General features: G+C 67.0%; 23 protein-coding genes. 6 read left to right on the top strand and 17 right to left on the bottom strand.

Annotated features, from left to right (window positions below):
- The coding region (locus ACWDTP_RS23420; protein WP_450024170.1) for a DUF2505 domain-containing protein at positions 1–297 on the top strand (297 nt) is incomplete at its 5' end.
- A 528-nt stretch (positions 298–825) separates the two neighbouring features.
- On the opposite strand, the gene ACWDTP_RS23415 is transcribed toward ACWDTP_RS23420, so the two are convergent.
- The 4 genes from ACWDTP_RS23415 to ACWDTP_RS23400 all read right to left on the bottom strand — a co-directional run bounded on the left by ACWDTP_RS23415 (position 826) and on the right by ACWDTP_RS23400 (position 5,817).
- The gene (locus ACWDTP_RS23415; RefSeq protein ID WP_450024168.1) at positions 826–2,913 is read right to left on the bottom strand and encodes a RecQ family ATP-dependent DNA helicase; all 2,088 of its coding nucleotides are present in this window, start codon (positions 2,911–2,913) and stop codon (positions 826–828) included.
- A 138-nt stretch (positions 2,914–3,051) separates the two neighbouring features.
- Positions 3,052–4,107 (bottom strand): 4-hydroxy-2-oxovalerate aldolase, encoded by a 1,056-nt coding sequence (dmpG, locus tag ACWDTP_RS23410; protein ID WP_450024166.1) that lies wholly within the window; start codon positions 4,105–4,107, stop codon positions 3,052–3,054.
- Positions 4,104–5,021, bottom strand: a complete 918-nt coding sequence (locus ACWDTP_RS23405; RefSeq protein ID WP_450024164.1) for an acetaldehyde dehydrogenase (acetylating) — start codon at positions 5,019–5,021, stop codon at positions 4,104–4,106. Before ACWDTP_RS23405 ends, dmpG begins: the two co-directional genes overlap by 4 nt.
- Positions 5,022–5,031: 10 nt before the next feature.
- The gene (locus tag ACWDTP_RS23400; protein ID WP_450024162.1) at positions 5,032–5,817 is read right to left on the bottom strand and encodes a 2-keto-4-pentenoate hydratase; all 786 of its coding nucleotides are present in this window, start codon (positions 5,815–5,817) and stop codon (positions 5,032–5,034) included.
- Between the two features lie 73 nt (positions 5,818–5,890).
- Here ACWDTP_RS23400 and kstD point away from each other — a divergent pair, with 73 nt between their 5' ends.
- The 4 genes from kstD to ACWDTP_RS23380 all read left to right on the top strand — a co-directional run bounded on the left by kstD (position 5,891) and on the right by ACWDTP_RS23380 (position 10,450).
- A complete protein-coding gene (kstD, locus tag ACWDTP_RS23395; protein ID WP_450024160.1) occupies positions 5,891–7,573 on the top strand; it encodes a 3-oxosteroid 1-dehydrogenase in 1,683 nt (560 codons plus the stop codon).
- A gap of 1 nt (position 7,574) precedes the next feature.
- The gene (locus ACWDTP_RS23390; protein ID WP_450024158.1) at positions 7,575–8,435 is read left to right on the top strand and encodes a MaoC/PaaZ C-terminal domain-containing protein; all 861 of its coding nucleotides are present in this window, start codon (positions 7,575–7,577) and stop codon (positions 8,433–8,435) included.
- 57 nt (positions 8,436–8,492) lie between these two features.
- The gene (locus ACWDTP_RS23385) at positions 8,493–9,287 is read left to right on the top strand and encodes a hypothetical protein (protein WP_450024156.1); all 795 of its coding nucleotides are present in this window, start codon (positions 8,493–8,495) and stop codon (positions 9,285–9,287) included.
- A gap of 89 nt (positions 9,288–9,376) precedes the next feature.
- The gene (locus ACWDTP_RS23380) at positions 9,377–10,450 is read left to right on the top strand and encodes a GNAT family N-acetyltransferase (RefSeq protein WP_450024154.1); all 1,074 of its coding nucleotides are present in this window, start codon (positions 9,377–9,379) and stop codon (positions 10,448–10,450) included.
- Between the two features lie 3 nt (positions 10,451–10,453).
- On the opposite strand, the gene ACWDTP_RS23375 is transcribed toward ACWDTP_RS23380, so the two are convergent.
- The 5 genes from ACWDTP_RS23375 to ACWDTP_RS23355 are packed head-to-tail and all read right to left on the bottom strand — an operon-like array spanning position 10,454 to position 15,525.
- The gene (locus ACWDTP_RS23375; RefSeq protein WP_450024152.1) at positions 10,454–11,785 is read right to left on the bottom strand and encodes a lipopolysaccharide biosynthesis protein; all 1,332 of its coding nucleotides are present in this window, start codon (positions 11,783–11,785) and stop codon (positions 10,454–10,456) included.
- The gene (locus tag ACWDTP_RS23370) at positions 11,782–12,516 is read right to left on the bottom strand and encodes a polysaccharide deacetylase family protein (RefSeq protein WP_450024150.1); all 735 of its coding nucleotides are present in this window, start codon (positions 12,514–12,516) and stop codon (positions 11,782–11,784) included. Before ACWDTP_RS23370 ends, ACWDTP_RS23375 begins: the two co-directional genes overlap by 4 nt.
- The gene (locus ACWDTP_RS23365) at positions 12,513–13,340 is read right to left on the bottom strand and encodes a glycosyltransferase family 2 protein (RefSeq protein ID WP_450024148.1); all 828 of its coding nucleotides are present in this window, start codon (positions 13,338–13,340) and stop codon (positions 12,513–12,515) included. Before ACWDTP_RS23365 ends, ACWDTP_RS23370 begins: the two co-directional genes overlap by 4 nt.
- Entirely contained in the window at positions 13,337–14,260 is a 924-nt protein-coding gene (locus ACWDTP_RS23360; RefSeq protein ID WP_450024146.1) for a glycosyltransferase family 2 protein, read from the bottom strand. Before ACWDTP_RS23360 ends, ACWDTP_RS23365 begins: the two co-directional genes overlap by 4 nt.
- Complete coding sequence (locus ACWDTP_RS23355) at positions 14,257–15,525, bottom strand: hypothetical protein (RefSeq protein WP_450024144.1); 1,269 nt, start codon at positions 15,523–15,525, stop codon at positions 14,257–14,259. The genes ACWDTP_RS23360 and ACWDTP_RS23355 overlap by 4 nt, the downstream gene beginning before the upstream one ends.
- A gap of 149 nt (positions 15,526–15,674) precedes the next feature.
- Here ACWDTP_RS23355 and ACWDTP_RS23350 point away from each other — a divergent pair, with 149 nt between their 5' ends.
- On the top strand, positions 15,675–16,847 hold the full coding sequence (locus ACWDTP_RS23350) for a cellulase family glycosylhydrolase (protein ID WP_450024142.1): 1,173 nt from the start codon (positions 15,675–15,677) through the stop codon (positions 16,845–16,847).
- Here the strand turns inward: ACWDTP_RS23350 and ACWDTP_RS23345 are convergent.
- Genes ACWDTP_RS23345 through ACWDTP_RS23310 form a run of 8 tightly spaced genes read right to left on the bottom strand, consistent with a single transcriptional unit; the run spans position 16,788 to position 24,360 of the window.
- Positions 16,788–17,576 carry an acyltransferase gene (locus ACWDTP_RS23345; protein WP_450024140.1) on the bottom strand — a complete coding sequence of 263 codons (789 nt, stop codon included), beginning with the start codon at positions 17,574–17,576 and terminating at the stop codon, positions 16,788–16,790. The two genes, ACWDTP_RS23350 and ACWDTP_RS23345, sit on opposite strands and share 60 nt — an antisense overlap.
- Positions 17,573–18,520: a GDP-L-fucose synthase family protein gene (locus ACWDTP_RS23340; protein ID WP_450024174.1), complete on the bottom strand. Its 948-nt coding sequence runs from the start codon at positions 18,518–18,520 to the stop codon at positions 17,573–17,575. The genes ACWDTP_RS23345 and ACWDTP_RS23340 overlap by 4 nt, the downstream gene beginning before the upstream one ends.
- Complete coding sequence (locus ACWDTP_RS23335; RefSeq protein ID WP_450024172.1) at positions 18,498–19,004, bottom strand: DapH/DapD/GlmU-related protein; 507 nt, start codon at positions 19,002–19,004, stop codon at positions 18,498–18,500. Before ACWDTP_RS23335 ends, ACWDTP_RS23340 begins: the two co-directional genes overlap by 23 nt.
- A gap of 59 nt (positions 19,005–19,063) precedes the next feature.
- Complete coding sequence (locus ACWDTP_RS23330) at positions 19,064–20,347, bottom strand: Wzz/FepE/Etk N-terminal domain-containing protein (protein WP_450024138.1); 1,284 nt, start codon at positions 20,345–20,347, stop codon at positions 19,064–19,066.
- A 32-nt stretch (positions 20,348–20,379) separates the two neighbouring features.
- Complete coding sequence (locus ACWDTP_RS23325; RefSeq protein WP_450024136.1) at positions 20,380–21,705, bottom strand: Wzz/FepE/Etk N-terminal domain-containing protein; 1,326 nt, start codon at positions 21,703–21,705, stop codon at positions 20,380–20,382.
- A complete protein-coding gene (locus ACWDTP_RS23320; RefSeq protein WP_450024134.1) occupies positions 21,702–22,514 on the bottom strand; it encodes an SGNH/GDSL hydrolase family protein in 813 nt (270 codons plus the stop codon). The genes ACWDTP_RS23325 and ACWDTP_RS23320 overlap by 4 nt, the downstream gene beginning before the upstream one ends.
- Positions 22,511–23,212, bottom strand: a complete 702-nt coding sequence (locus ACWDTP_RS23315; RefSeq protein ID WP_450024132.1) for an SGNH/GDSL hydrolase family protein — start codon at positions 23,210–23,212, stop codon at positions 22,511–22,513. The genes ACWDTP_RS23320 and ACWDTP_RS23315 overlap by 4 nt, the downstream gene beginning before the upstream one ends.
- Positions 23,209–24,360, bottom strand: coding sequence for a glycosyltransferase (locus tag ACWDTP_RS23310; protein ID WP_450024130.1), 1,152 nt, complete (start codon positions 24,358–24,360; stop codon positions 23,209–23,211). The genes ACWDTP_RS23315 and ACWDTP_RS23310 overlap by 4 nt, the downstream gene beginning before the upstream one ends.
- Positions 24,361–24,465: the final 105 nt, after the last annotated feature.

Genomic DNA, 24,465 nt, shown 5'->3' with positions numbered 1-24,465 from the left:
GCGAGGTTCCTCCCGAGGGAATGGCGCGTCGTACAAACCGAGGCGTGGCACCGGCTCGACGAGTGCCGGGCGCGGGGCAGGGTCAGCATCGTCGGCCACGGAACGCCCGGGTCCGCGACGGGGACGGCCCTGCTGGCACCGGCACCACCGGGATCCCACCTCGAATGCACGGCTGACGTGGGGTTCAAGGTCCCCCTGATCGGCGGCCAGATCGAGAACATCATGAGCCGGGTACTGGTTCAGAACATCTCCGCGCTCCAGAGCTTCACCACTGAGTGGATCAGGGAGCACGCCTGAACCGGCGCCCCGCACCGTCGGGAGCACACGCCGGTAATTCGATCCAGCGGAGCGGTACGCACCGGGCCCGCGGCGCACCGATACCCGGCCCGCCGGGGTGACCACGCAGCCGCGATGGATATCAGCAAATTTCACTGCCGGACAGGACGGACGTCGAGGCAGCGTTGCGGCTCCCGCTCGAGCGGGCGGGAGTTCGCCGAATCCGACTCGATGCACGATCATCAAGATCAGCTGTATGTCATTTGCGAACGCAATAATGAGCTAACTTTTTGATTCTCGCCGAAACGACGATCGGCCCGCGCCGACGATCCCAGCCGGGCCGCATCCTGATTTATGACGTCAGCCCCGAGGCAGGCAAGTCCACATACCGGAGTCGCTACATCACGGCCGGGCGGTAGACCATTGTTGCCTTGTGAAAGAAAAGCACCTTCGAAATTGCTGTGGTTTATTCTCTTAGTCAAATATGTGGCCGCAATGCAACGAGTGAAACGCTGTTTATCCCGCGGCGAGGTGGCCGGGCAGAACGCCTCAGGTGACACCGGCCAGGACGAATGGCAACACCTCGGGTACGCCGCAATCCCTGAGCAGCCGGGCCGCCATGGTCAGCGTCCATCCAGTATCGGTCATATCGTCGACCAACAGCACCGGCCCGCCGGGCGCATCGAGGTGCGGGCGCTCCCAGGCTCCCTGCAGCGCCGCGACCCGGTACGCCGAATTCGTGGCCGTGACCGGCCGGTGCTGCGGGGTATAACGCAGGACACCGAGATCGGTCAGTCGCCCGATCTGCGCCAGCCGCCGCACGGTCGAGGTGATCAGCACCGAGTGCGTCGCCGAATCCAGGCCCATCACCGCGATCGGTCGCCGCTCCCAGCCCCAGGCCTTCAGCACCTCGACGGCGGCGGCCACCACCTCCTCTGGCACCTCGCCGTCGGGTTCGGCCAGCAGCCTGCGCAGGCGCGCACCCCAGCCCAGGTCGGTGAGCCTGCCGATGGCCCGCCCCGGCGCTGCCCCGTCGGCGATGCGGCCGGACAGCTCGACCCCGAGCCGGGGCAGCCCGGACGGCCATTGTTTGCGGGGCGCCACCAGCACACCCGGCCTGCGCAGCCGGGCCGCGGTCGCGGTCACCGTGGCCTCGTCGACGGTGACCTCGTAGCGGGTTCCGGTGCAGTTGTCACAGCGCCCGCACCGCTCGCCCGCGGCCAGCTCCGGATCGTCGAGCTGACCGCGCAGAAAGACCATCCGGCACCCGTCCGTCGCCTGATAGTCCAGCATCGCCTGCTGTTCGCGCCGGCGCGCCTCATCGAGCGCCCGGTAACGGGGCTCGTCGTAGTTCCACGGTTCGCCCGTGGCGACCCAACCGCCCTTGACGCGCCGCACCGCGCCGTCCACATCGAGGACCTTGAGCACCATCTCCAGCCGTGACCGGTTGAGGTCGACCAGCGTTTCCAACGCGGGCGTCGACTGTGGCCTTTCGAGTTCCAGCGCACGGATAACGTTGCGTACCATGGATTCCGAGGGAAACGCGACCGAGGCGAAGTACCGCCAGACATCCTGGTCCTCGACGCCGGGCAGCAGGATCACCTCTGCGTTGTCGGTGGCCCGCCCGGCCCGGCCGACCTGCTGGTAATAGGCGATCGGCGAGGACGGCGCACCGAGGTGCACCACGAACCCGAGATCGGGCTTGTCGAAGCCCATCCCCAGCGCCGACGTCGCGACCAGGGCCTTCACCTGGTTGTCGAGCAGGTCGGCCTCGAGCTGTTCACGTTCGGCGGTATCGGTGGATCCGGTGTAGGCGGCGACCTTGTGCCCCTGCTCGGCGAGCAGCGCCGCGACATCGTGGGCCTGCGCGACCGTCAGGGTGTAGATGATGCCCGACCCCGGCAGCGAGTCCAGTTGTGCGGCAATCCATGCCGCGCGCTGTGCGGGATTTCCCGCCGCCACCACCGAAAGCCGCAGCGACTCGCGGTCCAGGCCGCCGCGCAGAACCACGGTGTCTTCGGTGTTCCGGTCCCCGACGCCCAACTGGCTTGCGACATCGCCGACCACGCGATCGTTGGCCGTCGCGGTAGTGGCCAGAACCGGTATGTCGGAGCCCAGTTCGGCGATCAGGGTACGGATGCGCCGGTAGTCCGGCCGGAAATCGTGGCCCCAGTCGGATACACAGTGCGCCTCGTCGACCACCACCAGGCCGGCGTCGGCCGCCAGGGCGGGCAGCACGTTATCGCGAAAGTCGGGGTTGTTCAGCCGCTCCGGGCTGACCAATAACACGTCGAGATCCCCGTCGGCGACCCGCCCGTGAATGCCGTCCCATTCGGTGACGTTGCCCGAGTTGATGGTCGCCGCCCGGACGCCTGCCCGTTCGGCGGCCGCGACCTGGTTGCGCATCAGCGCCAACAACGGTGACACGATCACCGTGGGCCCGCGCCCGGCACCGCGCAACAGTTTGGCGGCGATGAAGTAGACGGCGGACTTGCCCCAGCCGGTGCGTTGGACGACCAGGGCCCGGCGGCGCTGTACCACCAGCGCCTCGATCGCGGCCCACTGGTCGTCGCGCAGCACCGCGGCGGGCCCGGCGAGTTGTTCGAGAATCGACTGAGCCTGCTCGCGGGTTGCCATGCCCTCCATCCTGCCGGTGCGGGCCGACACGCGTAACCAGGCGGCAGCCGTGGGGGATCGGCCACCGCCTGGCTACAGCTCCTTCGGTCGCGGTCGTGGACGACCGTCGTCCGAAGGATTAGCCGCTGGGACTCAGAACTAAACCGGCTGACCCGCCGCCGCCTCTTGTTCCCGCTTGATCTCGAGGGCGATGTCGATGAGCTGGTCTTCCTGGCCGCCGATCAACTTGCGTTGCCCGGCCCGGTGCAGCAACTGGTGGGCGGGCACGCCGTACCGCTCGGACTGCCGGATGGCGTGCTTGAGGAAGCTGGAGTACACCCCCGAATAGCCCATGATCAGGGCGTTGCGGTCCAGCAGGCATTCGGCGGGCATCGCGGGTGCGACGACCTCCTCGGCCGCGTCGGCGATGTCGAAGAAGTCGATACCGGTCTTGACGCCGATCTTGTCGAACACCCCGATGAGCGCCTCGACCGGCGCATTCCCCGCGCCCGCACCGAACCGGCGGCAGGAGCCGTCGATCTGCTTGGCGCCGGCCCGCACCGCCTCGATGCTGTTGGCCACGCCCAGCCCGAGGTTCTCGTGGCCGTGAAAACCGACCTGGGCATCCGAGCCCAGCTCCTCGACCAGCGCGGCCACCCGGTCGCGGACCCCTTCGAGCACCAGCGCACCGGCCGAATCGACGACGTAGACGCACTGGCAACCGGCATCGGCCATGATGCGGGCCTGTTTGGCCAGCTTCTCGGGGGCGATGGTGTGGCTCATCATCAGAAAGCCGACGGTTTCCAGCCCGAGTTCGCGGGCCAGCCCGAAGTGCTGAATGGACACGTCGGCCTCGGTGCAGTGGGTGGCGATCCGGCAGATCGAGCCGCCGTTGTTCTGGGCCTCCTTGATGTCCTCCTTGGTGCCGACACCCGGCAGCATCAGGAAGGCGATCTTGGATTCCTTGGCGGTCTCGGCCGCGAGCTTGATCAGTTCCTGCTCAGGGGTTTTGGAGAACCCGTAGTTGAAGCTGGACCCGCCGAGGCCGTCGCCGTGGGTGACCTCGATGACCGGGACGCCCGCGGTGTCCAGAGCGGCGACGATGGCGCCGACCTCGTCTTTGGTGAACTGATGGCGTTTGTGGTGGCTCCCGTCGCGTAGCGACGTGTCGGTCATCCGGATGTCCCACACGGGGTTGAAGAAGATGTCACTCATGCTTGCGCTCCCGTTCCTGCCGAAGCGCGGTCCTTGGCGATTTCCTCGCCGACCTTGGTCGCCGCGGCGGTCATGATGTCCAGATTTCCAGCGTAGGGCGGCAGATAATCACCCGCACCCTCCACTTCGACGAATACGGTCACCAGGTGGTTTCCGCCGTTGTACACCGACGGTTCGTCGAACTGCGGCTCGTTGAGCAGCCGGTACCCCGGCACATAGGTCTGGACCTCGGCCACCACATCCTTGACCGACGCAGTGATCGCGGCGTGGTCGGCGTCCTCGGGGATCGCGCAGAAGATGGTGTCGCGCATGATCATCGGCGGTTCGGCCGGGTTGAGGATGATGATGGCCTTGCCGTTGCGGGCCCCACCGATCTCACGCACGCCCGCGCTGGTGGTCTTGGTGAACTCGTCGATGTTGGCCCGGGTTCCCGGACCGGCCGAGGCCGAGGACACCGACGCCACGATCTCGGCGTAGGGCACATCCACCACGCGGCTCACGGCGTAGACCATCGGGATGGTGGCCTGGCCGCCGCAGGTGACCATGTTGACGTTGGGCGCGTCCAGGTGCGCCCGCAGGTTGGCCGGCGGGATCACCCCGGGCCCGACCGCGGCCGGGGTCAGGTCGATGGCGCGGATGCCGGCCTCGGCGTAGCGCGGGGCCGCGTCACGGTGCACATAGGCGCTGGTGGCCTCGAACACCAGATCGGGCTTCTCATCCTGGGCCAGCAGCCAGTCGACGCCCTCATGCGAGGTCTCCAACCCCAGCTTGCGGGCGCGGGCCAGGCCTTCGCTCTCCGGATCGATGCCGATCATCCAGCGCGGCTCCAGCCAATCCGAGCGCAGCAGTTTGTAGAGCAGGTCGGTGCTGATGTTGCCCGACCCGACGATGGCAACGGATGGTTTATCAGCCATATCGGCTCCCTTATTCGAAACTCAGTCTTACTGAACCTAACCCGGCGAAGTCCGCGACGAAATCGCTCCCGGGCGGTGCATCTATCGCACGCGTGCACGAGCCGGGCAGCACGATGTCGCCTGCCTTCAGACGCACCCCGAAACCCTCCACCTTGCGGGCCAACCAGGCCACCGCGGTGACCGGATTGCCCAGCACCGCATCGCTGCGCCCCTCGGCCACCACCTCGCCGTGGTTGGTGAGCACCGCGTCGATGGCTTTGATGTCCACATCCTTGGGCGATACCCGCGCCTCGCCGAGCACCCACCCGGCCGAGGACGCGTTGTCGGCGATGGTGTCGCACAGTTTGATCTGCCAGTTGGTGATGCGGGTGTCGATGAGTTCGATGGCCGGGGCGAAGGCCGCCGTCGCGGCCAGTACGTCCTCCTCGGTGCAGCCCGCGCCGGGCAGGTCGTCGGCCAGGACGAAACCGACCTCTACCTCGACCCGCGGGTAGAGGTAGTTCGACGACTTGACCGGGATGTTCTCGAAAACCTGCATCTCATCGAGCAGATGACCGTAGTCCGGTTCGTCAACACCCATCATGTCCTGCATCGCCTTGCTGGACAGCCCCACCTTGTGGCCCACGATCCGGGCCCCCTCGGCGACCCGCTGGCGGACGTTGATCAGTTGGATCTCGTAGGCATCCACCACGTCGATCTCGGCGGTTCCGTCGGTCAACGGGGCTATCGGAACCCGGCTGCGCTCGGCCTGGGCCAGGTCGGCGGCCAGCTGGGTGCGCACCTCGTCACTGAGCATTGCGGTGAAGTCCCCTCACTCGATTGACCGGGGCGGTTGTTGGATCGCCGGCCAATTCTATAACGTGTTCTACATGACTGGACAGGAGTACGACGTCGTCGTAGTCGGGAGCGGCGCTGCCGGCATGGTCGCCGCCCTCACCGCTGCCCACCAGGGTCTCTCGACAGTAGTCGTAGAAAAAGCCCCACACTATGGAGGTTCCACCGCCCGGTCGGGTGGTGGCGTATGGATCCCGAACAACGAGATCCTCAAGCGTGACGGGGTCAAAGACACGGCCGACGCCGCCCGCACCTACCTGCACTCGATCATCGGCGATGTGGTGCCCGCCGAGAAGATCGACACCTACCTGGACCGCGGTCCGGAGATGTTGTCGTTCGTGCTCAAGCACTCACCGCTGAAGCTGTGCTGGGTTCCCGGGTACTCCGACTACTACCCGGAGACGCCCGGCGGCAAGCCCACCGGCCGCTCGGTGGAGCCCAAGCCGTTCAACGCCAAGAAACTCGGCCCTGACGAGAAGGGCCTCGAGCCGGCGTACGGCAAGGTGCCGTTGAACATGGTGGTGATGCAGCAGGACTACGTGCGGCTCAACCAGCTCAAGCGCCACCCCCGCGGTGTGCTGCGCAGCATCAAGGTGGGGGTCCGTTCGGTATGGGCCAATGCCACCGGCAAGAACCTGGTCGGCATGGGCCGCGCGCTGATCGGGCCGCTGCGCATCGGTCTGCAGAAGGCCGGGGTCCCGGTGCTGCTGAACACCGAACTGACCGACCTCTACGTCGAGGACGGCGTGGTCCGGGGAATCCATGTGCGCAGGACCGGGTCGTCGGAAAATGCCGAGCCGGAACTGATCCGGGCCCGGCGCGGCGTCATTCTGGGATCCGGCGGATTCGAGCACAACGAGCAGATGCGGGTCAAGTACCAGCGGGCGCCGATCACCACCGAATGGACGGTTGGCGCCGTCGCCAACACCGGTGACGGCATCCTCGCCGCCGAAAAGCTCGGCGCCGCACTGGAGATCATGGAGGACTCGTGGTGGGGTCCGACGGTGCCGCTGGTCGGCGCACCGTGGTTCGCGCTGTCCGAGCGCAACTCCCCCGGGTCGATCATCGTGAACATGGCGGGCAACCGGTTCATGAACGAGTCGATGCCGTACGTGGAGGCCTGCCACCGTATGTACGGCGGCGAATTCGGCCAGGGTCAGGGCCCCGGCGAGAACATCCCGGCCTGGCTGGTCTTCGACCAGCAGTACCGTGACCGCTACATCTTCGCCGGACTTCAGCCCGGCCAACGGATTCCGTCGAAGTGGCTGGAATCCGGGGTGGTGGTCAAGGCCGAGACCCTCGACGAACTCGCGGCCAAGACCGGGCTGCCCGCCGAAACCTTCAAGGCGACGGTGGACCGGTTCAACGGATTCGCCCGCTCCGGGGTCGACGCCGATTTCAAGCGCGGCGAGAGCGCCTACGACCGGTACTACGGCGACCCGACGAACAAGCCCAACCCCAACCTCGGCGAGATCACCCACGGACCGTTCTATGCGGCCAAGATGGTGCCGGGCGATCTGGGCACCAAGGGCGGGATCCGCACCGACGTCGACGGACGTGCGCTGCGCGACGACGATTCGGTGATCGAAGGTCTCTACGCCGCGGGCAATGTGAGTTCCCCGGTGATGGGCCACACCTATCCCGGCCCCGGTGGCACCATCGGTCCCGCGATGACCTTCGGATACCTCGCCGCCCTGCACCTCGCCCGAAAGGCCTGATATGCCGATCGATGCCGCCACGGCGCTGGCCGCCGAGCTTGACCCCATCGAATTCTCCTGGACCAGTAGCGATATCCAGCTCTACCACCTCGGCCTCGGCGCCGGTGCCGATCCGATGGACGGCCGCGATCTGCGCTACCTGGTCGATGACACCCCGCAGGTGCTGCCGACGTTCGGCAACGTGGCGGCGAGTTTCCACATGACCGAGGCGCCGACGGTGCAATTCCCCGGCATCGACATCGAGCTCGCCAAGGTGCTGCACGCGAGCGAGGGCGTCAGCGTTCCCGGCCCGATCCCGACCAGCGGGACGGCGACGTCGGTGCAGCGGTTCACCGAGATCTGGGACAAGGGCAAGGCCGCCGTCATCGTCAGTGAAACCACCGTCACCGATCCGTCGGGCACGGTGCTGTGGACCACCAAACGGTCCATCTTCGCCAGGGGCGAGGGCGGCTTCGGCGGCGAGCGGGGGCCCTCGACCTCGGTCGAACCGCCCGATCGCGCACCCGATATCGAGATCGCCCTGCCGACCCTGCCGCAGCAGGCCCTGCTGTACCGGTTGTGCGGTGACCGCAATCCGCTGCATTCCGACCCGGCCTTCGCCAAGGCGGCCGGATTCGACCGGCCGATCCTGCACGGCCTGTGCACCTACGGCATCGGCTGCAAGGCCATCGTGGACAATCTGCTCGACGGTGACGTGTCGGCCGTGGGCTCCTACGGGGCCCGGTTCGCCGGTGTGGTGTTCCCGGGGGAGACGTTGCGGGCCAACATCTGGAAGCAGGACGGCAAGTTCGTCGGTGCGCTGACCGCGCCATCGCGGGAGAATGCCGTCGTGCTGTCGGGTGTGGAGTTGGTTCCGGCCTAGCCCCTCCCCGCAGCGTGCGATAATCCTGGCAGGTTGCGGTCCACCGGAGGGGCTCGGATGACCAGGAAAGTGCTGTGCGGCTTCGCATCCGGGGTGCTCATTCTCGGCACGCTGGCCATGGGGTGCGCGCGGCAGGCCCCTGCCGTCGCGTCCGTCGATCTGCATCAGGACTACACCACCGACCCCGACGGTGAACACCCCGCGAGGTTCGACTCCGGTCAACCGGCCGTTCTCACCTACACACCCGACGAATCCGCCAGGCCCAGCATCTCCGGCGGACGATCGGTCATCGACTACCGCGGCGCGGGTAAGGGAGCCGGCTACGCATCCGCTCGGCTCGACGGCAGCGCCGCCTACATCGAGGCCGACTGGAACTTCGGCACGACGGGCACAACCGACGGCGGCCAGCTGGCCCTGTGCCTGTTCGCCGGCCCGCTGCCGCCCGGCTATCTCGGCGACACCCCGGTGCCCGACAGTCCGGCGCACGTCGTCTTCCTCAACGATCACTTCGAGTACGGCGTGTGGCGCAACGACCACTTGACCGTCATCGCGGGCGTCCCGTACGGACGGACGTTCGGGAACGAAACCCAGCACGTGGCCGTCTATGTCCGCAAAGACCGTGGCCAGGCCTGGGTGCTGGCCCCGACCGGCACCATCTACGGCCCGTACTCGGATCCCCAGATCGGTGCGACCGACGCCCCGATCGTCACGGCCGAGCAGTTCTACGGCAATGCCGCCACCGACCGGCGAGTGGAGATTCAGAAGTGGCGGGCGACGACGCAGCCCACCGACGTCCAGCTGTGGCAGATAGCCCCGGACGCCCCGACGGGCAATTCGCCCGCCGGGCCATGAGCCGGGGCACGCTGCCCAAGAGATACCCTGCGGGACACAATTAATCCCAACGCGGGCACATGTTTCCCGGTTCGGCGTAAATTAGCTGGATGGGCTGGTTCCTGATCGATTTCGACGCGCTCGACGCCACGCGGCTGGCCGCATGGCGGCACATCCGCGGCGGCAATCCCGCGCTTGACAGCCCATACTTCCACCCGGCCTTCGCCGGCGCGGTGCACGCGACGTTCGGCGATGTCACGGTGGCGACCTTCGACGACGATGTGTGGTTGCCGATCCAGGTCCGGAATCGGGTGGCCAGGCCGGCCGGCTGGCCGGGGGCCGACTTTCACGGCCCGGTCGCGGCGCCGGGGGTGCGGATCGACCCTTTGCACCTGGTCCGGGCCTGCGGCCTTCGGGCGCTGCGGTTCGATCATGTGTCCGACGACCGCACCGATTTCGCCAAGTGGGTCGACGACCGGGAGGAATCGCCCTTCATCGACGTCACCGGCGGACTCGACGAATATCTCGGCCGGCTGAACAAACCGAGCCGGGACAAGCTGTCCCGGGTACGCCGGATGACCAACAAGGCCGCACGCCAGCTCGGTGATGTCCGACTGGTGCCGGATTCCCGCGACCCGGCCGTGCTCGACTGGGTGATCGCCAACAAACGGGCCCAGTACCACGAGACCGGTGCGTACGACTTCTTCGCGATGCCCGCCCGCCGGGATCTGGTGCACCGCCTGGCCCAGACCAGGATCGACGGCTTCGCGGGCATGCTGTCGGCGGTGTACGCAGGTGACACCTTGCTGGCCGCACATTTCGGATTGCGCGACGGCGCGGTTCTGCACTGGTGGTTCCCGGTGTACGAGCGTGAACACGCCGACCTCGCCCCCGGATGGATCTTGTTGCGCGAGTTGATCGCCGCGGCACCGGCAATGGGGGTGACCCGCATCGACCTCGGGCCCGGCGACGAGGACTACAAACGTAGGGCGATGACCGGCTCCACCGTGGTATGCCAGGGCGAGGTCACGCCCGACCGGGTGCGCCACACCCTGCGGGTCGCGAAGGTGACGGCCCGACGCGCGACGATTGCCAGGCTGAAGGATTCACCGCTCAAACCGAAACTGAGTGCGATGCGAGCGGCCGGCTATCGCGCCCTGTCGGCCCGCGAAGCCAGGCGCTGATGTTCAGAGCGCCCGACGCCTGAGCAGCCGTGGGCTCCAGACGAAGTCGGGGATGACCTGCGCGATGATCATGGCCACGACCGCGGCGGCGATCACCCCGGCTCCGCCCCACCTCCCGGCCCACCAGGTCCCGAGCAGGACCGTCGTCACGCCCATCACCGTGATGCACGACGACTGCCATCGCGCCTCCATCGGCATCGTCAGCATCACCCCGCCCGGAAGGTGGACGCACTCGACGATCAACAGCACCGCGAACGCCAATGCCAGTGCGCGCGTCGCGACCACCTGTCCGCCGGAGAGCAGCGATGTGGCCCATGGTGCGAGCGCCACGATACCGATGCCCGCGGCCACCGACAGCGTCCCGAAGACCGTCACCGACTTCAACCACAACCGCATCGAGGCGTCAGGGTCCGGTCTGCGCTTGACGAACACCGGCCACAATGCCATTCCGGCAGTGTCGAACACCATCCACACCACCGCGAAGATCTGCGCCGTCAGCGCGTACCTGGAGAGCTCGTCGGGGGTGGACACGTGCGAGAGGATGAGCCGGTGTGATTGAAGTCCAAGCGGTAGACCGATACTCAGGACGAACATCCACAGCGACCCCCGCAGCAGTCTGGCATTCCGGTATTCGGCGCGCGGACTGGAGAACGCCGACCACCGCAGACCACTCAACCGCAATGCCAATACGGTGGCCATGCAGTTTCCGGCCAGGGCGCCGAACGGTCCGGACACCGCGTACCAGATGCCCGCCGCGCCGACCGTCTTCAACGTGACGGTGATCATCAGGGCGAACACCGCGTTGGTCATGCTCAGCAGCACCGCAAGGGGATTCATGTTCAACCCGATGATGATGCGGATACCGATCCCGGCCGGAATACCTACGGCGATCAGACATGTCGCCACGGTGACGGCCAGCCGGTCATCCGGTCCGGTCCTGGCACCGATGACGCTGTGCCAGCCGTCGGCGGCCATCACCACCATGCTGGTGAGCATCAGCCCGGCCGCGACCAAGATCAGCATTCGCAATCCACGCTGCACCGTGGCCACGGCCTCGTGGTCCTCGCACAGCCGACCGGGTCGCGAGCATGCGCTGGTCACCACGGCTCCGATACCGAGATCGGCGAACGGTATGAGCAGGGTCAAGGTCGTGATCAGCGACACCACACCGAAAACGGTCTCCCCGGTCTGGCGGACGATCAACGCGGTGTTCACCAGACCCACCAGCGCGATCAGCGGGGTGCCGGCAACCCGGAACGCGGCGCCGAGCACCACCGCCCTGCGCTCGACCGGGTGCAGCGTCGCGTCGTAACGGGTGGCGTCGGTGGTGCTCATAGCCGCGACAGCGAGAAGTACGCGGCGCGCCGGACCGTGCCCGATGCCATCAACCCGGAGAGCGTGGTGCTGTGCAGGGCACAGCGCTGCAGCCCATCGACGATCAGCTGCACCGCCCCGGCCCGGTCGAATGTGCACTCGGGGTGGTCGGCCAACGTATCGTGCAACAGCACAATGCTTCCCGCCTCGGCGCGATCGACCACATCGGAGGCGACCACCTGCTCCTTGTCCCCGCGCCAGTCGAAGCTGTCCACGTCCCACATCACGGTTTCGAGACCGGCGTCGCGCTCGGCGAGGAATGTGCTCACGGTCTGGGCCCCGAAGGGCGGCCGGAAGTACCGGATCGGAACACCCGAGATCGCCGCGAGCTCCGCGGCCGCCACATCCAGCAGCTGTCGTGTCGATCGACGCGAACCCCCCGCGATTCTGCGGTGATCCAGCCCGTGCAGCCCGATCTCGTGGCCCTCGGCGATCACCCGGTGCACCAGTTCGGGATAGCGGCGTGCGTTCTGCACCAGCATGAAAAAGGTGGCCCGTGACTGGTTCTCACTCAGGATGTCGAGTATCCGGGGCGTCCAGTCGAGACCGGGACCGTCGTCGAAGGTCAGTGCCACCAGCGGTTGATCTGTTCGCACGCTTCCCACCGCTCCCCAGCGGGCCCCGACCAGGGTGTCCGCGGTCCGGTGCGCGAACCGGTTGATGCCACTCCTGTTGGCGAAAGGATCGTTCATTGCCACCCCAATCCGGGTATCGTCCGCACCTTCAAGAACCCTGCGGCGCGGGCGGCCGCCAGCTTGGTCCGCGCCAGGTACTCCCAGCACCGCAGGTAGGCCGTCGAGGTCCGCCTGCCCCTGACCGGATAGCGATCCACCGCATCCCACATACGCCGCATATCCCGGAAACAGTCGCGGGCCGGGCGCACCGATCCGGCTCCCGTGGTGTCGAAATCGGCCAGGACCCGGCCGATCGTGACCGGTTCCCTCAGCAACGCGGCGCGCAGCATGAAGAGCTGGTCGGCGGCGATGGTGAAGTCGAGGTCATAGCGGCCCAGCTCCTTCACCAGCGAGGAGCCGAAGAAGGCCGCCTGGTGCGGGATGGTCGCGCGCAGGGTCAGGAACTTCCGCATATCGAACGGGATCGGAGCCTGGAAGCCGGCGCTCCTGCCGTCCGGCCCGATCTCGTGCTCTATTCCGTAGCCCCACAACGTATCTACCCGGCCATGGCGGGCGAGCACCCTGACGACCTCGCTGACCGCATCCGCATCGGCGAAGCGGTCCGAGGAGTGCAGGAACCACAGCAGGTCACCCGATGCGTGCGCGATGCCCTGGTTCATCGCGTCGTACCGGCCGCCGTCGGGTCTGGACTGCCAGTAGGCGAAGCCGACCTGGTTCCGGGCCAGGTAGTCCACGACGTCGGCACCGGATCCACCGTCGATCACGATGTGTTCGATGCGCCCCGCGTAGCGTTGGGCCCGCACGCTGGCCACGGTTCGTCTCAGCCCGCCCAGGTCGTCGCGCGTGATGGTGATCACCGAGACGGTGGGTGCCGCGGTCACCGACTCTCCCCTGCTTCGTTCGCGATCCGCCGTCGCACCCGCCGCAGACCGATTCGCAGCGCGGCGGCCGTCGCATACATCCACGCCCAGATTCCCGGCCTGCCCCACCGGGCGCCCGCCGCCATCGACCTGAAAACACCGCTGAGCGAGCCGACTTCGAGCGCCGAACTGACCGGACTGTAGAGCAGGTAATCGCCCCGGACCCGCTTCGACTCATGAGCGAGTTCGCGGACGCCCCAATCGATGTAGTCCCGGCTGCGGTCGACGCCGGGCCGTGACGTCGATCCTGCCGTGACATTGACCTCCACCAGACAGTCCGGAAGCTGAAGAATCGCCAGATCGGGCAGTTCCCGCTGCACCTTCATCAGCCACATCGGATCGTCGTGGATCGATCCCGCCGACGCCGACAGCGGTACTTCCTGGGCGACCGTCTTCGGGAACATCAGGGTCGGCACCGCCAACGAGGGCCTGGCCCTTCGCATCGAGCGCAGTTCCATGAGGTATGGGGCGACACGCTCGTGCGGTGCGATCAATCGCCTCGGGATGGTCACCGGTTCGCGACCGTCGGCGCGCCGCACGTACCGGCAGGACAGGATCCATCGACCGTCCCGGGGTGCCACCCCGAGCTGTTTCCTGAGTTTGTCCTCATGCCAACGGTCGTCGTCATCGAGCAGGGCAATGACCTCTCCTCGCGCCGAGTCGATCCCGAGCTGTCTGGCCCGGCCGGGGCCTACCCGTCCCGAGGTCCGCAAGACCCGGATCTCATCGCAGTCCGGGACATCTGGTTCGCAATCGGAATCCACCACGACGATCACCTCCATGGGTGGCGCCGTCTGCTTCAAGGCGGATTCGACCGCTGTGCGCAGGCTCGCCCTGCCCACCGTCGGAATGATGACGCTGATCTGCGGTGCGACAGTCATGGAAGACCCCCTTCGGGCGGAGTGGATTTGGCAGGTAGATGGCGCGCCGAGAAGAGAACCGCGAGGGCGGCGAATCCCGCGAGGAAACCGTACGACCACGGTGAGAACAACAGATCCCACACCGCCTGGATCGACACCACCGCTACGAGTACGGCCCAGCGGCCGTAGCGTGGTGCGTTCCAGATCATCATGAGCGCGGCGATCACCAGACCCAGCGGCAGGAGTGCGGTGAACAGGCCCCCTTCGGCCCAGGCACCGAGCAGGATCGAGTGCAGGGACACGTCCCCGTTGGGGAAGTACCACCCGCTCTCCAATTGCACGGTCGGGTTGAAGCCGACCGAGATGGCGAATCTCCTGGCCTGGTCGAAAACCTGTGCGCTGATATTGTTCGCGCTGGCCCAGCCGAACCATGGCCGGTCGATGATCGCCGCGATGGACAGCGGCGATTCGGTGCGGCCGGCAAGGATCAGCGGAACACCCTGGGCCAGCTGACTTTCGGTCTTCCTGGCGATGGCGTCGCCGAAGAGCCCGCCGGTCGCCAGTCGCGGCACCAGCACATAGGCCGCCAGACCCGACGTCGTGACGAACACGAACTGCAGCCAGCGCGGAATCCTGCCCGCAGCGAGCCACCCGACAAGAGTGATCACGCCGGCCAGCGCGCAATTGGTCGCCAGCGATCGGTAGTCCTCGCCCAGGCTGAAGGCTCCGATCGCGATCAACAACACGGCCTGCAGCGGAAGCGCCACCCGCAGGACCGTCACGGCGAACAGTACGATGATCACCATCCATTGACCCAGACCGTATTTCCACACGTCGGCCGCGGACTGATAGAACGCCTCGGATGCGTTACCCGGGAGCACGCCGTAAATCGCTGCGCCAATGGCTATTCCGCAATAGATCGCACAGCAGCGTAGGAGATCACGGCCGGCGAGGACCAGAATACCGACGAAGTACACCGCGAATGCTGCCCATTGCACGACCCGCTCGTCGGTCATGCTGAGATCGTTGAGCTGCGCCGACACACAGAATGCGACAAATCCGATCAGGGCAAGGACCAGTGGGAGCCACTGCCCGAACGTCGGCCTGGTGAGTAACCAGGCCGGCGCGAGGAGCAGACAGACCGCGGCCAGCACGGTCAACGTGAACCCTTGGATCTGAACCGCGGTAGTCGCCCCCAACGCGATCAGCACCACCACGGTGAGCGCCCGCCGGGCAGCTGCCCGGCGGGTTTCGAACGTCCGGGGCTGCGCGATCACACTGGTCATCGCGGACTCCGTCCGGCCCGATTCGAATCCCGCCTGCCCGGCCCGCCCGGCACGGTAGGATCACTGCGGATCCCCAGTTCGAACGATTTCCGGTCTTGTTCTCTCGCAGGGCCGATCCCAGGGTCGTCGATCTGTACGAGAGGCGCGCGATGAATCACTCGAAGGACCACAACCCGCCCTGCCGGTTCTGGCGCCGGCTCGCCACGGTCACCATCATCGGAATGCTGTTCCTGGTGACCGGATGCGATAAGGCCGAACCGCCCGCGACGCCCGGCAGGGCCGGACCGCCGCCCGCACCCGCCCAAGCGCCTCCGCCCCCGCCCTACGTCGTGCAACCGGGAACGATCGGATTGAACGCCGTCACACTGATCCTCCCCGGAACGCGGACCCGCCAGTATGACCACATCAAGGCCGACGGCTTCACGGCGGTCAGGCTGTACATCGAATGGGATCTGATCGAACCGTCCCCCGGTGAATTCGACTGGGGCCCGACCGACTCGCTCATCATGGGCGCGGCCCAGCGCGGCCTGAGAATTCTCGGCCTGTTGAGCTATGCGCCCTCGTGGGCGGTCCCGCCGAAGTCCCGCACCCTGGTGCATCCAGCACCAGCGGACGCGAAGGCCTGGGGTGATTTCGTAGCCAGGGCCGCCCAGCGCTACCGGAACGTGATCCACAGCTGGGAGATCTGGAACGAGCCCAACATCGACGACAGTTTCGCGCCCGCACCCGATCTCGCCCTGTATTCGGCGATGCTCAAACAGTCCTACTCGGCCATCAAGGCGGCCGACCCCGATTCGTTCGTGATCACCGGGGGGACGTCCCCCGCCGTGGACAACCCGACCGAGATGTCGCCGGTCACCTTTATCAAGGGGCTCTACGACCACGGCGCAGGCGATTCCTTCGATGCGGTGGCCATGCACCCCTACAGCTCGCCCGACCTGTTGAGTGTCGAAGGCGCCGTGGGAACCTCGAACTCGAATCGGGCGATCCGCGACGTCACCAAGCTGATGGCCGACCACGGGCAGGCCGGAAAGCGGATCTGGTTCACCGAGTTCGGCGCATCGACGGCCACGGCCGGTGCCACCGCACCGGAGCTGTCCGGGCAGCAGGTCGGGGTCACGCCGCAACGCCAGGCCGAGATTCTGACCGACGGCATCGACTACATGCGGTCCCTGCCCAATGGCGGCCCGATATTCCTGTTCGACTACCGAGATGTCGATACAGGAAGCCGGGACGTGGAATTCAACTATGGTCTGCTCCGATCAGATTTCACAGCCAAGCCTGCGCTGGCTGCGGTCCAGGCCCTGCTCCGCGACAGATGACGCGGGCGCGAAGGCGCGGCCGTTCCCGTTGGGTGTCGGTTTCGAGCCACGGGGCAGGTCGACCCGCAACGCGGTGGTGGCGCTGTCCCTGCGCTCGAACCAACCCTCGTCATCGGTCGGGTTCGACCTGATGAACTGGGCGGGCGAACCTCCGTAGATGCCGGGGGCCGGATTGAGCTCTCTGACCCTGATCAGCATCGAGTCAGCGACCAACAGCGAACGAGGCGGCAGCACGGCGCCTTTGAGCACCAGGCAGTTGGTCAGGACCGCGGATCGCTCACCGATCACGACCTGCCCGGCCACCTGCACATTCGCCGTTATATCGATCTCGTGGCTCAGGATCGTCGTCCGGTGACCGGCAACCGCGGCCATATCGCCGATCCGCACCACCCCCGAACAGTCGACCGTGTGGCGACTGGTGAGGATCGCACCGGCACCCATGATCAGACACCCGGCATCCGGGTGCAATGCCTGATATGCCGGGTGTGCGGAAACGGTGTTGAGCGAACCCAACGTGGCGCCGTCGCCCATCTCCAGAAGCCGAAGCGACCGAAGAAGGTTCAGTGCGCCGATCGTCGCGCCCGCTCCGACAACCGCGCGGCCCACGTTGAAGGCGAGCACCGGGCCGATCCGCGCGGACCCGGAGATGTCGTGGCCGAACCTGCGCAGCAACCTGTTTTTCACGCCGCTGCCGGGCAGCAACCAGACCAGAGGCTCGATCATCTTCATCCGATCTCCTGCGACTCGACGAACCAGGCGTACATCTTCTTCAGCCCGGCCTCGATCGTGAGCGTCGGCCGCCACCCGAGGCTCATGAGTTTGCCGTTGTCCATGATCTTGCGCGGGGTACCGTCCGGCCGGGTCGGATCGAACCGCACCGCACCGTCGAAACCCACGACGGATCTGGTCAGCAGCGCGAGATCTCTGATGGAGATCTCCTGTCCGGAACCGACATTGATGACTCCTCGGTTGTCGTAGTCCCGCAGCAACATGACGCAGGCGTCGGCGAGGTCGTCGGCGTCGATCAGCTCCCGCAACGGTGAACCGGTCCCCCACACCACCACCTCCGGCAGGCCGGACACCTTGGCTTCGTGGAATCGGCGCATCAGACCCGCGACGACGTGCGAATGCTCGGGGTGAAAGTTGTCACCCACCCCGTAGACGTTGCACGGCATGACGGCGAAAGCATTGAACCCGTACTGCCGTGCGTACGCGTCGCACATCGTGATCCCGGCGATCTTCGCGACCGCGTACGGGAGATTGGTCTCCTCCAGCGGTCCGGTGAGCAGCGCCTCCTCCACGATCGGCTGTTCGGCGTGTTTGGGGTAGATGCAGCTCGAGCCGAGGAACATGAACTTGTGCGTGCCGTGGCGGTACGCGGCGTCGATGACATTGGTCTGAATCCTGAGGTTGTCCCGGATGAAGTCGGCGCCCCTGGTCGAGTTGGCGACTATCCCACCTACTTTCGCCGCCGCCAGGACGACGTACTCCGGTCGGCGGGATGCGAAGAAGTCTTCGACCGCGACCGCATCGTCGAGGGGAAGCTCGTCATGGGTGCGGGTCAGGACATTGGTGTAGCCCGCGTCGTGTAACCGGCGGGTGATCGCCGAGCCGACCATCCCGCGATGACCGGCGACATAAATGAGGGAATCATTTCGCACGAGCTTCTCCATCTTCACGGGATCGATAGCACCACTGGATATTCGGCCCGGCGGGAAGCACGGTCGCTCCGTCCGGTACGTCGTCGCTGACAACTGTCGTGGCCCCGATCGTGGCGCCGTCTCCGATGCGGACACCGCGCAGCACCGTCGCCCGCGCCGCGACCCAGACCGAGTCGCCGATCACGACCGGGGCGTTGTCGAACTCGAAGGTGGCACTGCGCCGGTCGTGGCTTCCCGTGCACAGGAACGCGTTCTGCGAGATGCAGGTGTTCGATCCGATGGTCACCGGTTCGAGGTTCAGGATCCACGCCTCTTCGCCGATCCAGGAGTTGCGTCCGATCGTCAACTTCCACGGCCAGTGGATCTTCACCCGGTGCCGGATTATCACCCCTGCGGCGATATCGGCACCGAACAGTCGTAGCACCCCGATACGGACGGCATTGGGACACCACCACTGCATCAGCGCGCCACGCGTTAGCAGCCACAGCAGCTGCATCTCCACCCCGCGGCCGCGGCTGTAGCCGCTGCCGGTGAAACCGTCCAGGGTGAAGCTGTTCACGATGTGGCCAGCACAGCCGCGAGAAGGTAGGCCCGGGCCGCCTTGAGCTCGGCCATCGCCCGGTCCAACTGCCTGCGATGGGCCGTCTTCTTCTGGACCACGAGCAGGTTGGCGTCGACGATCGCGGAGAGCACCGACGCCGCGCTGCTGTGGATGACCGGTGGCGTGACGATCACCACCCGGCCACATTCCTTTCGCAGATCGTCGACGAACGTGCTCATCGCGGCCGAGGACAGCAGCGCCTCCAGGTCGGGTGCGCTTCCGGCCGGGACGACATACAGATTGTCGCGAGCCGTGCGGTACACGACATCGTCGAACGACGCCTTGCCCTCGATCAGCTCGGCAAGACCTGCCGCATCGGGGTCGATGCCGTACGGGCAGTGCACCGGGTCGACCGCGACGAGCGCTGTGGGTTCACCCGTTTCACCGAATGCGACCGCCAAGCCGGCTCCCAGAACCGCGGCTTCCCGGCCCGCGGACACCGGTGTCACCAGGAGGACCTGTGGCGGCGGATCGTGAACCTCGATCTGGACCCGGAGCCGCCGGAGTTGTTCGGCCTCTTCTGGTGCCCAATCGGCGAGTCGGTGCCTGCCGGAGTCCGCGCCGCGGTCGGGTGTGGTGACCGGACCGATGGCGGGCACGCCGGTAGCGCGGGACAGGTCGTCGGGGGAATTGATCCGTCTCGACAGCGCCCGCCTCAGCGTGAGGGCGATCAATCCGGCCGCCAGGCCGCTGATCAGTCCGTACACGGCGTTTCGTGCCACATTCGGCGAGCTCGGAAGCACCGGTACCGCCGCGGGGCTGACGACGGTGACCGTCGAGCGGGGTGTGCTCTGCCCGGCCGGCGTTTCCAGCGGCTGGACGTATCCGATGAACGCGCGCGCGAGAGCGTTGGCGATGGCCGCCGCCCGTTCCCGGGACGGATCGGTGGCGGAGACATCCATGAGCACGGTGCGCGGCACGATCGCGGCGTCAACCCTGGCCGACAACTCCTGGGCGGAGGTCGGCAGGCCGAGGTCGTCGACCACGCGCTGGGTGATCTGCTGCCCGGTGATGATCTGCGCGTAGGATTCTGCACGTTGTTCGGCGAACTGCCCGCCGGTGAATGCCTCGGAGGAACTGTTACCTCCGGTCGCGGATATGAAGAGCCTCGTCGTCGCGGTGTACTGACGGGTGGTGTGGCTACTTGCCAGAACCGCCACGAGCAGCCCGGCTGATGTCGCGAGCGCGAGGATCCACCACCCGCGTCGTAGCGCGGCGGCGATGGTGCGAAAGTCCACGGCAGTCTCCTTATCGTTCGGATTGCGGTCGCTCAGCGCTGTCTTCGGTTCGGCGCGCTATCGTCGACGAACACCACACCCGCGAGTTGCCCACCGGCGGTGCCCAATTGATCGGCGGCCTCACGAAGTCGGTCGAATGCGGTCCGGCCCGCCCTTGCGGTCAACACGATCGCGTCGGTGTGCCTGGCCAACCGCGACGCGTCGCTGAAATCGATGACCGCGGGGGTGTCGACGATGATCCAGTCGTAAGCGCCGCGCAGCGTTTCCAGCATCGGCCCGGTGCCTGGATGATCGGCAGTCGCCCCTTCGTCGGCCTCGGCAACGCCGAACGGGATGACCTTCACCCCATTCCAGTTGGGCCGCGCGAGCGTCCGCACCGGCGCCGGGTGGTCGTATCCGGCCACTGCCCGGCCGACCAGGGCGACGACGGTCTCCTGATCCCGGAGCCCCAGGGAAGATTCGAGATCCGAACCACGGGAATCGAAGTCGACGAACGCCACGGTCGATCCGCGATCGGCCAGTACCCGAGCGGCAGTCAGCGCGACCCCGGTCTTGCCTGCTGCCCGTTCGGCCGAGGTCACCATGATGACCTTCGACCCGACTATCGCCAGCCGGTCGAATGTGCTTCGAAGCCGTCGTGCCGATTCCCGGTCCCCGTGACCGGATCCGCCGTCTTCGGGGCGAACCGGCCGCCGGAACCGGGCCAGCACGGGTACCCGGGCCGCCTCCGCCGCATCCTCGGGCCGCCGGATCCTTCCGTCGAGGAGTGCGACCACCACCGCGGTCAGTGCACCGGCGATCAGACCGACCAACCCCACGGCGCCCAGGATCATCCAGGTCGGAAACATTCCCACCTGCCCCTGGATCGTCGGCGGCTGCACCGGGACCAGTTCGACCCTGGAGACCAGACCACCGGAGACCGCTTCCAGCGCCCCGACGCTGCGGCGCAGCTCCTCGATATAGGCGTAGCCGACGGCTTCGGCCTGTTGCGGTGAATCGCCGACCGTGGTGAGCCGCAGCAGCACCGTGTCGAGCACCGGGGCCAGACCCACGCGGCCGATCAGCTCCTGCCGGTCGACCTCCAGCCCGATGTCGTCGATGACCCGCTGGGCGATCTGCGGGCTGGTACTGAGGGCGAGAATGGTCTGTTCCCGCTTCCTGGAGTAGTCGTCGCCGACGTAGTAACTCTGTTCGTCATCGCGCGGCGTCGACACGAAAAGTATTGATTCGGCGCTGTATTCGTGCGGTCTGATGGTGAAGTACAGGCCGGCGGCGGCAACCACCAGCAGCGGAATGGCCACCAGGATCCGCCACCACCGGCGTAACACCAGCAGGTAATCGTCGAGTGCCTGGTTCATGACGGACTCGCGATTCCACCGCTGATCAATGCGGCGGTGAGCAGATCGGCGATCCGTTTGACACCCTCGAAGTTCGGGTGGATACCGTCGTCGGACAGGTAGGGGGACACGTCCATACCGGTGAACCAGCCGAGGGCACCGGGATCGATCAGGTCGACGTTGTCGAAAGCCGGGGAGGAGCGCAAGACCGTGCCGAACTCCTCTCCGACGGTGCGGCCGGCGAAGGCGGGCGGCCGGATCACCGGTTCGTTGCCGAACCACGGTGCGATCACCACGATGTGGCTGTTCGGCCACGCCTCGATCACCTGCGTCACCGTGTAGGCGAACGTCTGCATCACATCGTTCATGTCGAACTGCAGGTCGTTGCGGCCACCGTCGAGGATGACGATGTCCGCCCGGTACAGCTCACGCAGCCGGGGCAACCGCTCGATGAAGGACGTCGACGGCCGGTCGTAGTCGTTGGCCGGGAGCCGATGCCCCGGACCGCCGCTGACGTAGCCGGTCCCGCCTTGGGCGGCGATATTGCATTCCCAGCCCAGTCTCGTCGCCGACATGCAGCCATAGCTCAGATCCGGAGTGCTGGGGCCCTCGGTGTAGGAATCACCGATGAACAGTGCGGCCGGGTGGGCCTTGCCGGGCAGGCTTGGCGGAATCGCGCCTCGGGCCGGTACGGGCTGCACTCCGGCCGGGCCCGCGGCGGGTGCCCGGACCGCGACGAATGACAGCCCGGCGACGAGACCGACGGCCAGGGCGAGCAGGATCGTGGAGAGCCGGGGTACCGTGCGGCCCCGGCGGTGGTCGCGGTTCATGGCAACACCGCCCTTCGCGGCTGGTAGACCACCTGCAGCAGCAGACGATTCAGCCGGTCCGCCAGTACCGACTGCCCTTCGTCGGTGGGTGCGACATCGCCCTGCATCATCCCGTCGGCGGCGAGCCAGTCCTTGCGGATCAGCGATACATAGGTGGTGTGGGTGAGCCGGGCGGCCTCTTCGATGTCGGCGTCGAGCGCGACGAATACGTCAGGGGCGGGTTGGACATGCCAGATCGGGCCGAACACCACGACTTTGGTGGTCGGCGCGCGCCGCGCCAGTTCGGCGAACAGGTCGACCGCGGACTGGGTGATCTGATCGTCGGGCAGTCCGGCGTCCCCGAGGCCGCCGAAGACGATCAGTACGGCCGGCTTGGACGCGAGTGCCTTGTCGATCTGCTCGGCGAAACGCCCGCTCTGCCCGGCGCCGCCCGCGTAGCTCGCGTCGCGGACCGCGACCACCGAGATACTCAGCGGTGACGTGGCCGCGATCAGCGTGGGCCACACGACGTCATTGTCCGAACCGGCGCTGTAGGAGTCGCCGATGACCGAAACCCGCACCAGGCCGGCCGGCGGCGGCAGCGGCTGGGGGGTTCGGTGCGTGACGGCCACCGTCGTGGTCGCGGTCGCCGCGACCAGCAGAAGCGACAGCACGACGGCGCCCAACCACGGCGTGCGCCCGGTGAACCGGTTCTTCATCCGAGTCTCCCCCTGGAAGCCGCTGCCGTATAGCTACTTTCGAGCCGCTGCCCGATGTAGGGCATGCCGAGGTCGGCGTGGACCGCTGCACGTCCTCGTTGCCCCATGGCCCGGGCCGCCGCGGGCTCGGCGAGGAGATCGCCGACGGCCCGCGCGATGTTGGGTGCGCCCGGCGCGGCCACCATCCCGCAGTGGTACTTCCGGACCACGGGCGCCAGCCCGCATTGGTCGGTGACCACTACCGGCAGCCCCACCGACATCGCCTCGAGAACGGCCATGGGATACGGCTCGGGCGCCACCGAGGGCAACACGTACACCGACGCCCGCCGTATGCGTGCCGGGCCGCCGCCGCCCTCGACCGGCCCCTCCCAGGTGATGTTGCCTGCGCGGGCCGCGGCCTGCCGGACCCGCCGCCCCTCCCCCTCGTCCGGCCCGACCAGCGTGTAGTCGGCCACCACCCCGCGCGCGTTCAATTCGATCGCGGCATCGACGAAGTCGGCCGGGCGTTTGCGCGGATGCAACCGGGCGAGGTAGAGCACCTCGGGCACGGCTCGGGTGTAGGTGGCCGCCGGATAGAGCGGAACCCCGTTCGGCAGCGGTGTGAGACACGCCCTCCCCCCGGCGATCTGGTCGAGGGCGTCGCGCTCATCGGTGGTCAGGTAGAAGACCTCACTGGCACGGCGCAGCAGCCTGCCGACGACGGCGCGATCCAGCACCGGCGCCAGCGGATGGGAGCCGGGAAGAATCATGCCGTGGGGCTGCAGGACGAACGGCATTCGCAACCTCGCCATGGTCGCGGCGAGTGGAAGCAGGACCAGGTCGCGGGCCAGATGGACATGCGCGACGTCGAACTGCCGGCGCGTACGCAGCAGCCAGGTCACCAGGTCCGGCGCGCAGATCCCGGCGAATCCGGTTCGCGGCACGACGCGCCGTGCCCGCCGGAGCACGACGGGTGTTCCCGCCACGGTCACCGGCGCGGCGGCGAAACCCGGCGCGGCCGCCGCCAGCACGACCGTGTGGCCGTTGGCCCGTAACGCCTCAGCTTGGTTGAGTGAGACCCGGATCGGTCCGCCGTAGGCGCCGTCCGGACTCAGCAAGGTCGCCGCATGCAGGATCCGCATGTGGTCGGCACCGGCTGTGCTGGTCATCGGAGCTCGGTCTAGTACTACAGCCGCACTTATTTCCTGGGTGATCGGCGTGTCGTTGTGTGACACTGGGATTTGCCAGGCATGTTGCTTATGTGACTGATGGGG

The organism is Mycobacterium sp. NPDC003449, from assembly GCF_053588415.1.
The sequence above is the reverse complement of the archived record's forward strand: the minus strand, read 5'-3'. Positions and strand labels throughout refer to the sequence as shown.

Coding starts and splice junctions, on each gene's coding strand:
- ACWDTP_RS23415 (WP_450024168.1), bottom strand. CDS start 2,913: ATGGCAACCCGCGAGCAGGCTCAGTCGATTCTCGAACAACTCGCCGGG.
- dmpG (WP_450024166.1), bottom strand. CDS start 4,107: ATGAGTGACATCTTCTTCAACCCCGTGTGGGACATCCGGATGACCGAC.
- ACWDTP_RS23405 (WP_450024164.1), bottom strand. CDS start 5,021: ATGGCTGATAAACCATCCGTTGCCATCGTCGGGTCGGGCAACATCAGC.
- ACWDTP_RS23400 (WP_450024162.1), bottom strand. CDS start 5,817: ATGCTCAGTGACGAGGTGCGCACCCAGCTGGCCGCCGACCTGGCCCAG.
- kstD (WP_450024160.1), top strand. CDS start 5,891: ATGACTGGACAGGAGTACGACGTCGTCGTAGTCGGGAGCGGCGCTGCC.
- ACWDTP_RS23390 (WP_450024158.1), top strand. CDS start 7,575: ATGCCGATCGATGCCGCCACGGCGCTGGCCGCCGAGCTTGACCCCATC.
- ACWDTP_RS23385 (WP_450024156.1), top strand. CDS start 8,493: ATGACCAGGAAAGTGCTGTGCGGCTTCGCATCCGGGGTGCTCATTCTC.
- ACWDTP_RS23380 (WP_450024154.1), top strand. CDS start 9,377: ATGGGCTGGTTCCTGATCGATTTCGACGCGCTCGACGCCACGCGGCTG.
- ACWDTP_RS23375 (WP_450024152.1), bottom strand. CDS start 11,785: ATGAGCACCACCGACGCCACCCGTTACGACGCGACGCTGCACCCGGTC.
- ACWDTP_RS23370 (WP_450024150.1), bottom strand. CDS start 12,516: ATGAACGATCCTTTCGCCAACAGGAGTGGCATCAACCGGTTCGCGCAC.
- ACWDTP_RS23360 (WP_450024146.1), bottom strand. CDS start 14,260: ATGACTGTCGCACCGCAGATCAGCGTCATCATTCCGACGGTGGGCAGG.
- ACWDTP_RS23355 (WP_450024144.1), bottom strand. CDS start 15,525: ATGACCAGTGTGATCGCGCAGCCCCGGACGTTCGAAACCCGCCGGGCA.
- ACWDTP_RS23350 (WP_450024142.1), top strand. CDS start 15,675: ATGAATCACTCGAAGGACCACAACCCGCCCTGCCGGTTCTGGCGCCGG.
- ACWDTP_RS23345 (WP_450024140.1), bottom strand. CDS start 17,576: ATGAAGATGATCGAGCCTCTGGTCTGGTTGCTGCCCGGCAGCGGCGTG.
- ACWDTP_RS23340 (WP_450024174.1), bottom strand. CDS start 18,520: ATGGAGAAGCTCGTGCGAAATGATTCCCTCATTTATGTCGCCGGTCAT.
- ACWDTP_RS23335 (WP_450024172.1), bottom strand. CDS start 19,004: ATGCAGCTGCTGTGGCTGCTAACGCGTGGCGCGCTGATGCAGTGGTGG.
- ACWDTP_RS23325 (WP_450024136.1), bottom strand. CDS start 21,705: ATGAACCAGGCACTCGACGATTACCTGCTGGTGTTACGCCGGTGGTGG.
- ACWDTP_RS23320 (WP_450024134.1), bottom strand. CDS start 22,514: ATGAACCGCGACCACCGCCGGGGCCGCACGGTACCCCGGCTCTCCACG.
- ACWDTP_RS23315 (WP_450024132.1), bottom strand. CDS start 23,212: ATGAAGAACCGGTTCACCGGGCGCACGCCGTGGTTGGGCGCCGTCGTG.
- ACWDTP_RS23310 (WP_450024130.1), bottom strand. CDS start 24,360: ATGACCAGCACAGCCGGTGCCGACCACATGCGGATCCTGCATGCGGCG.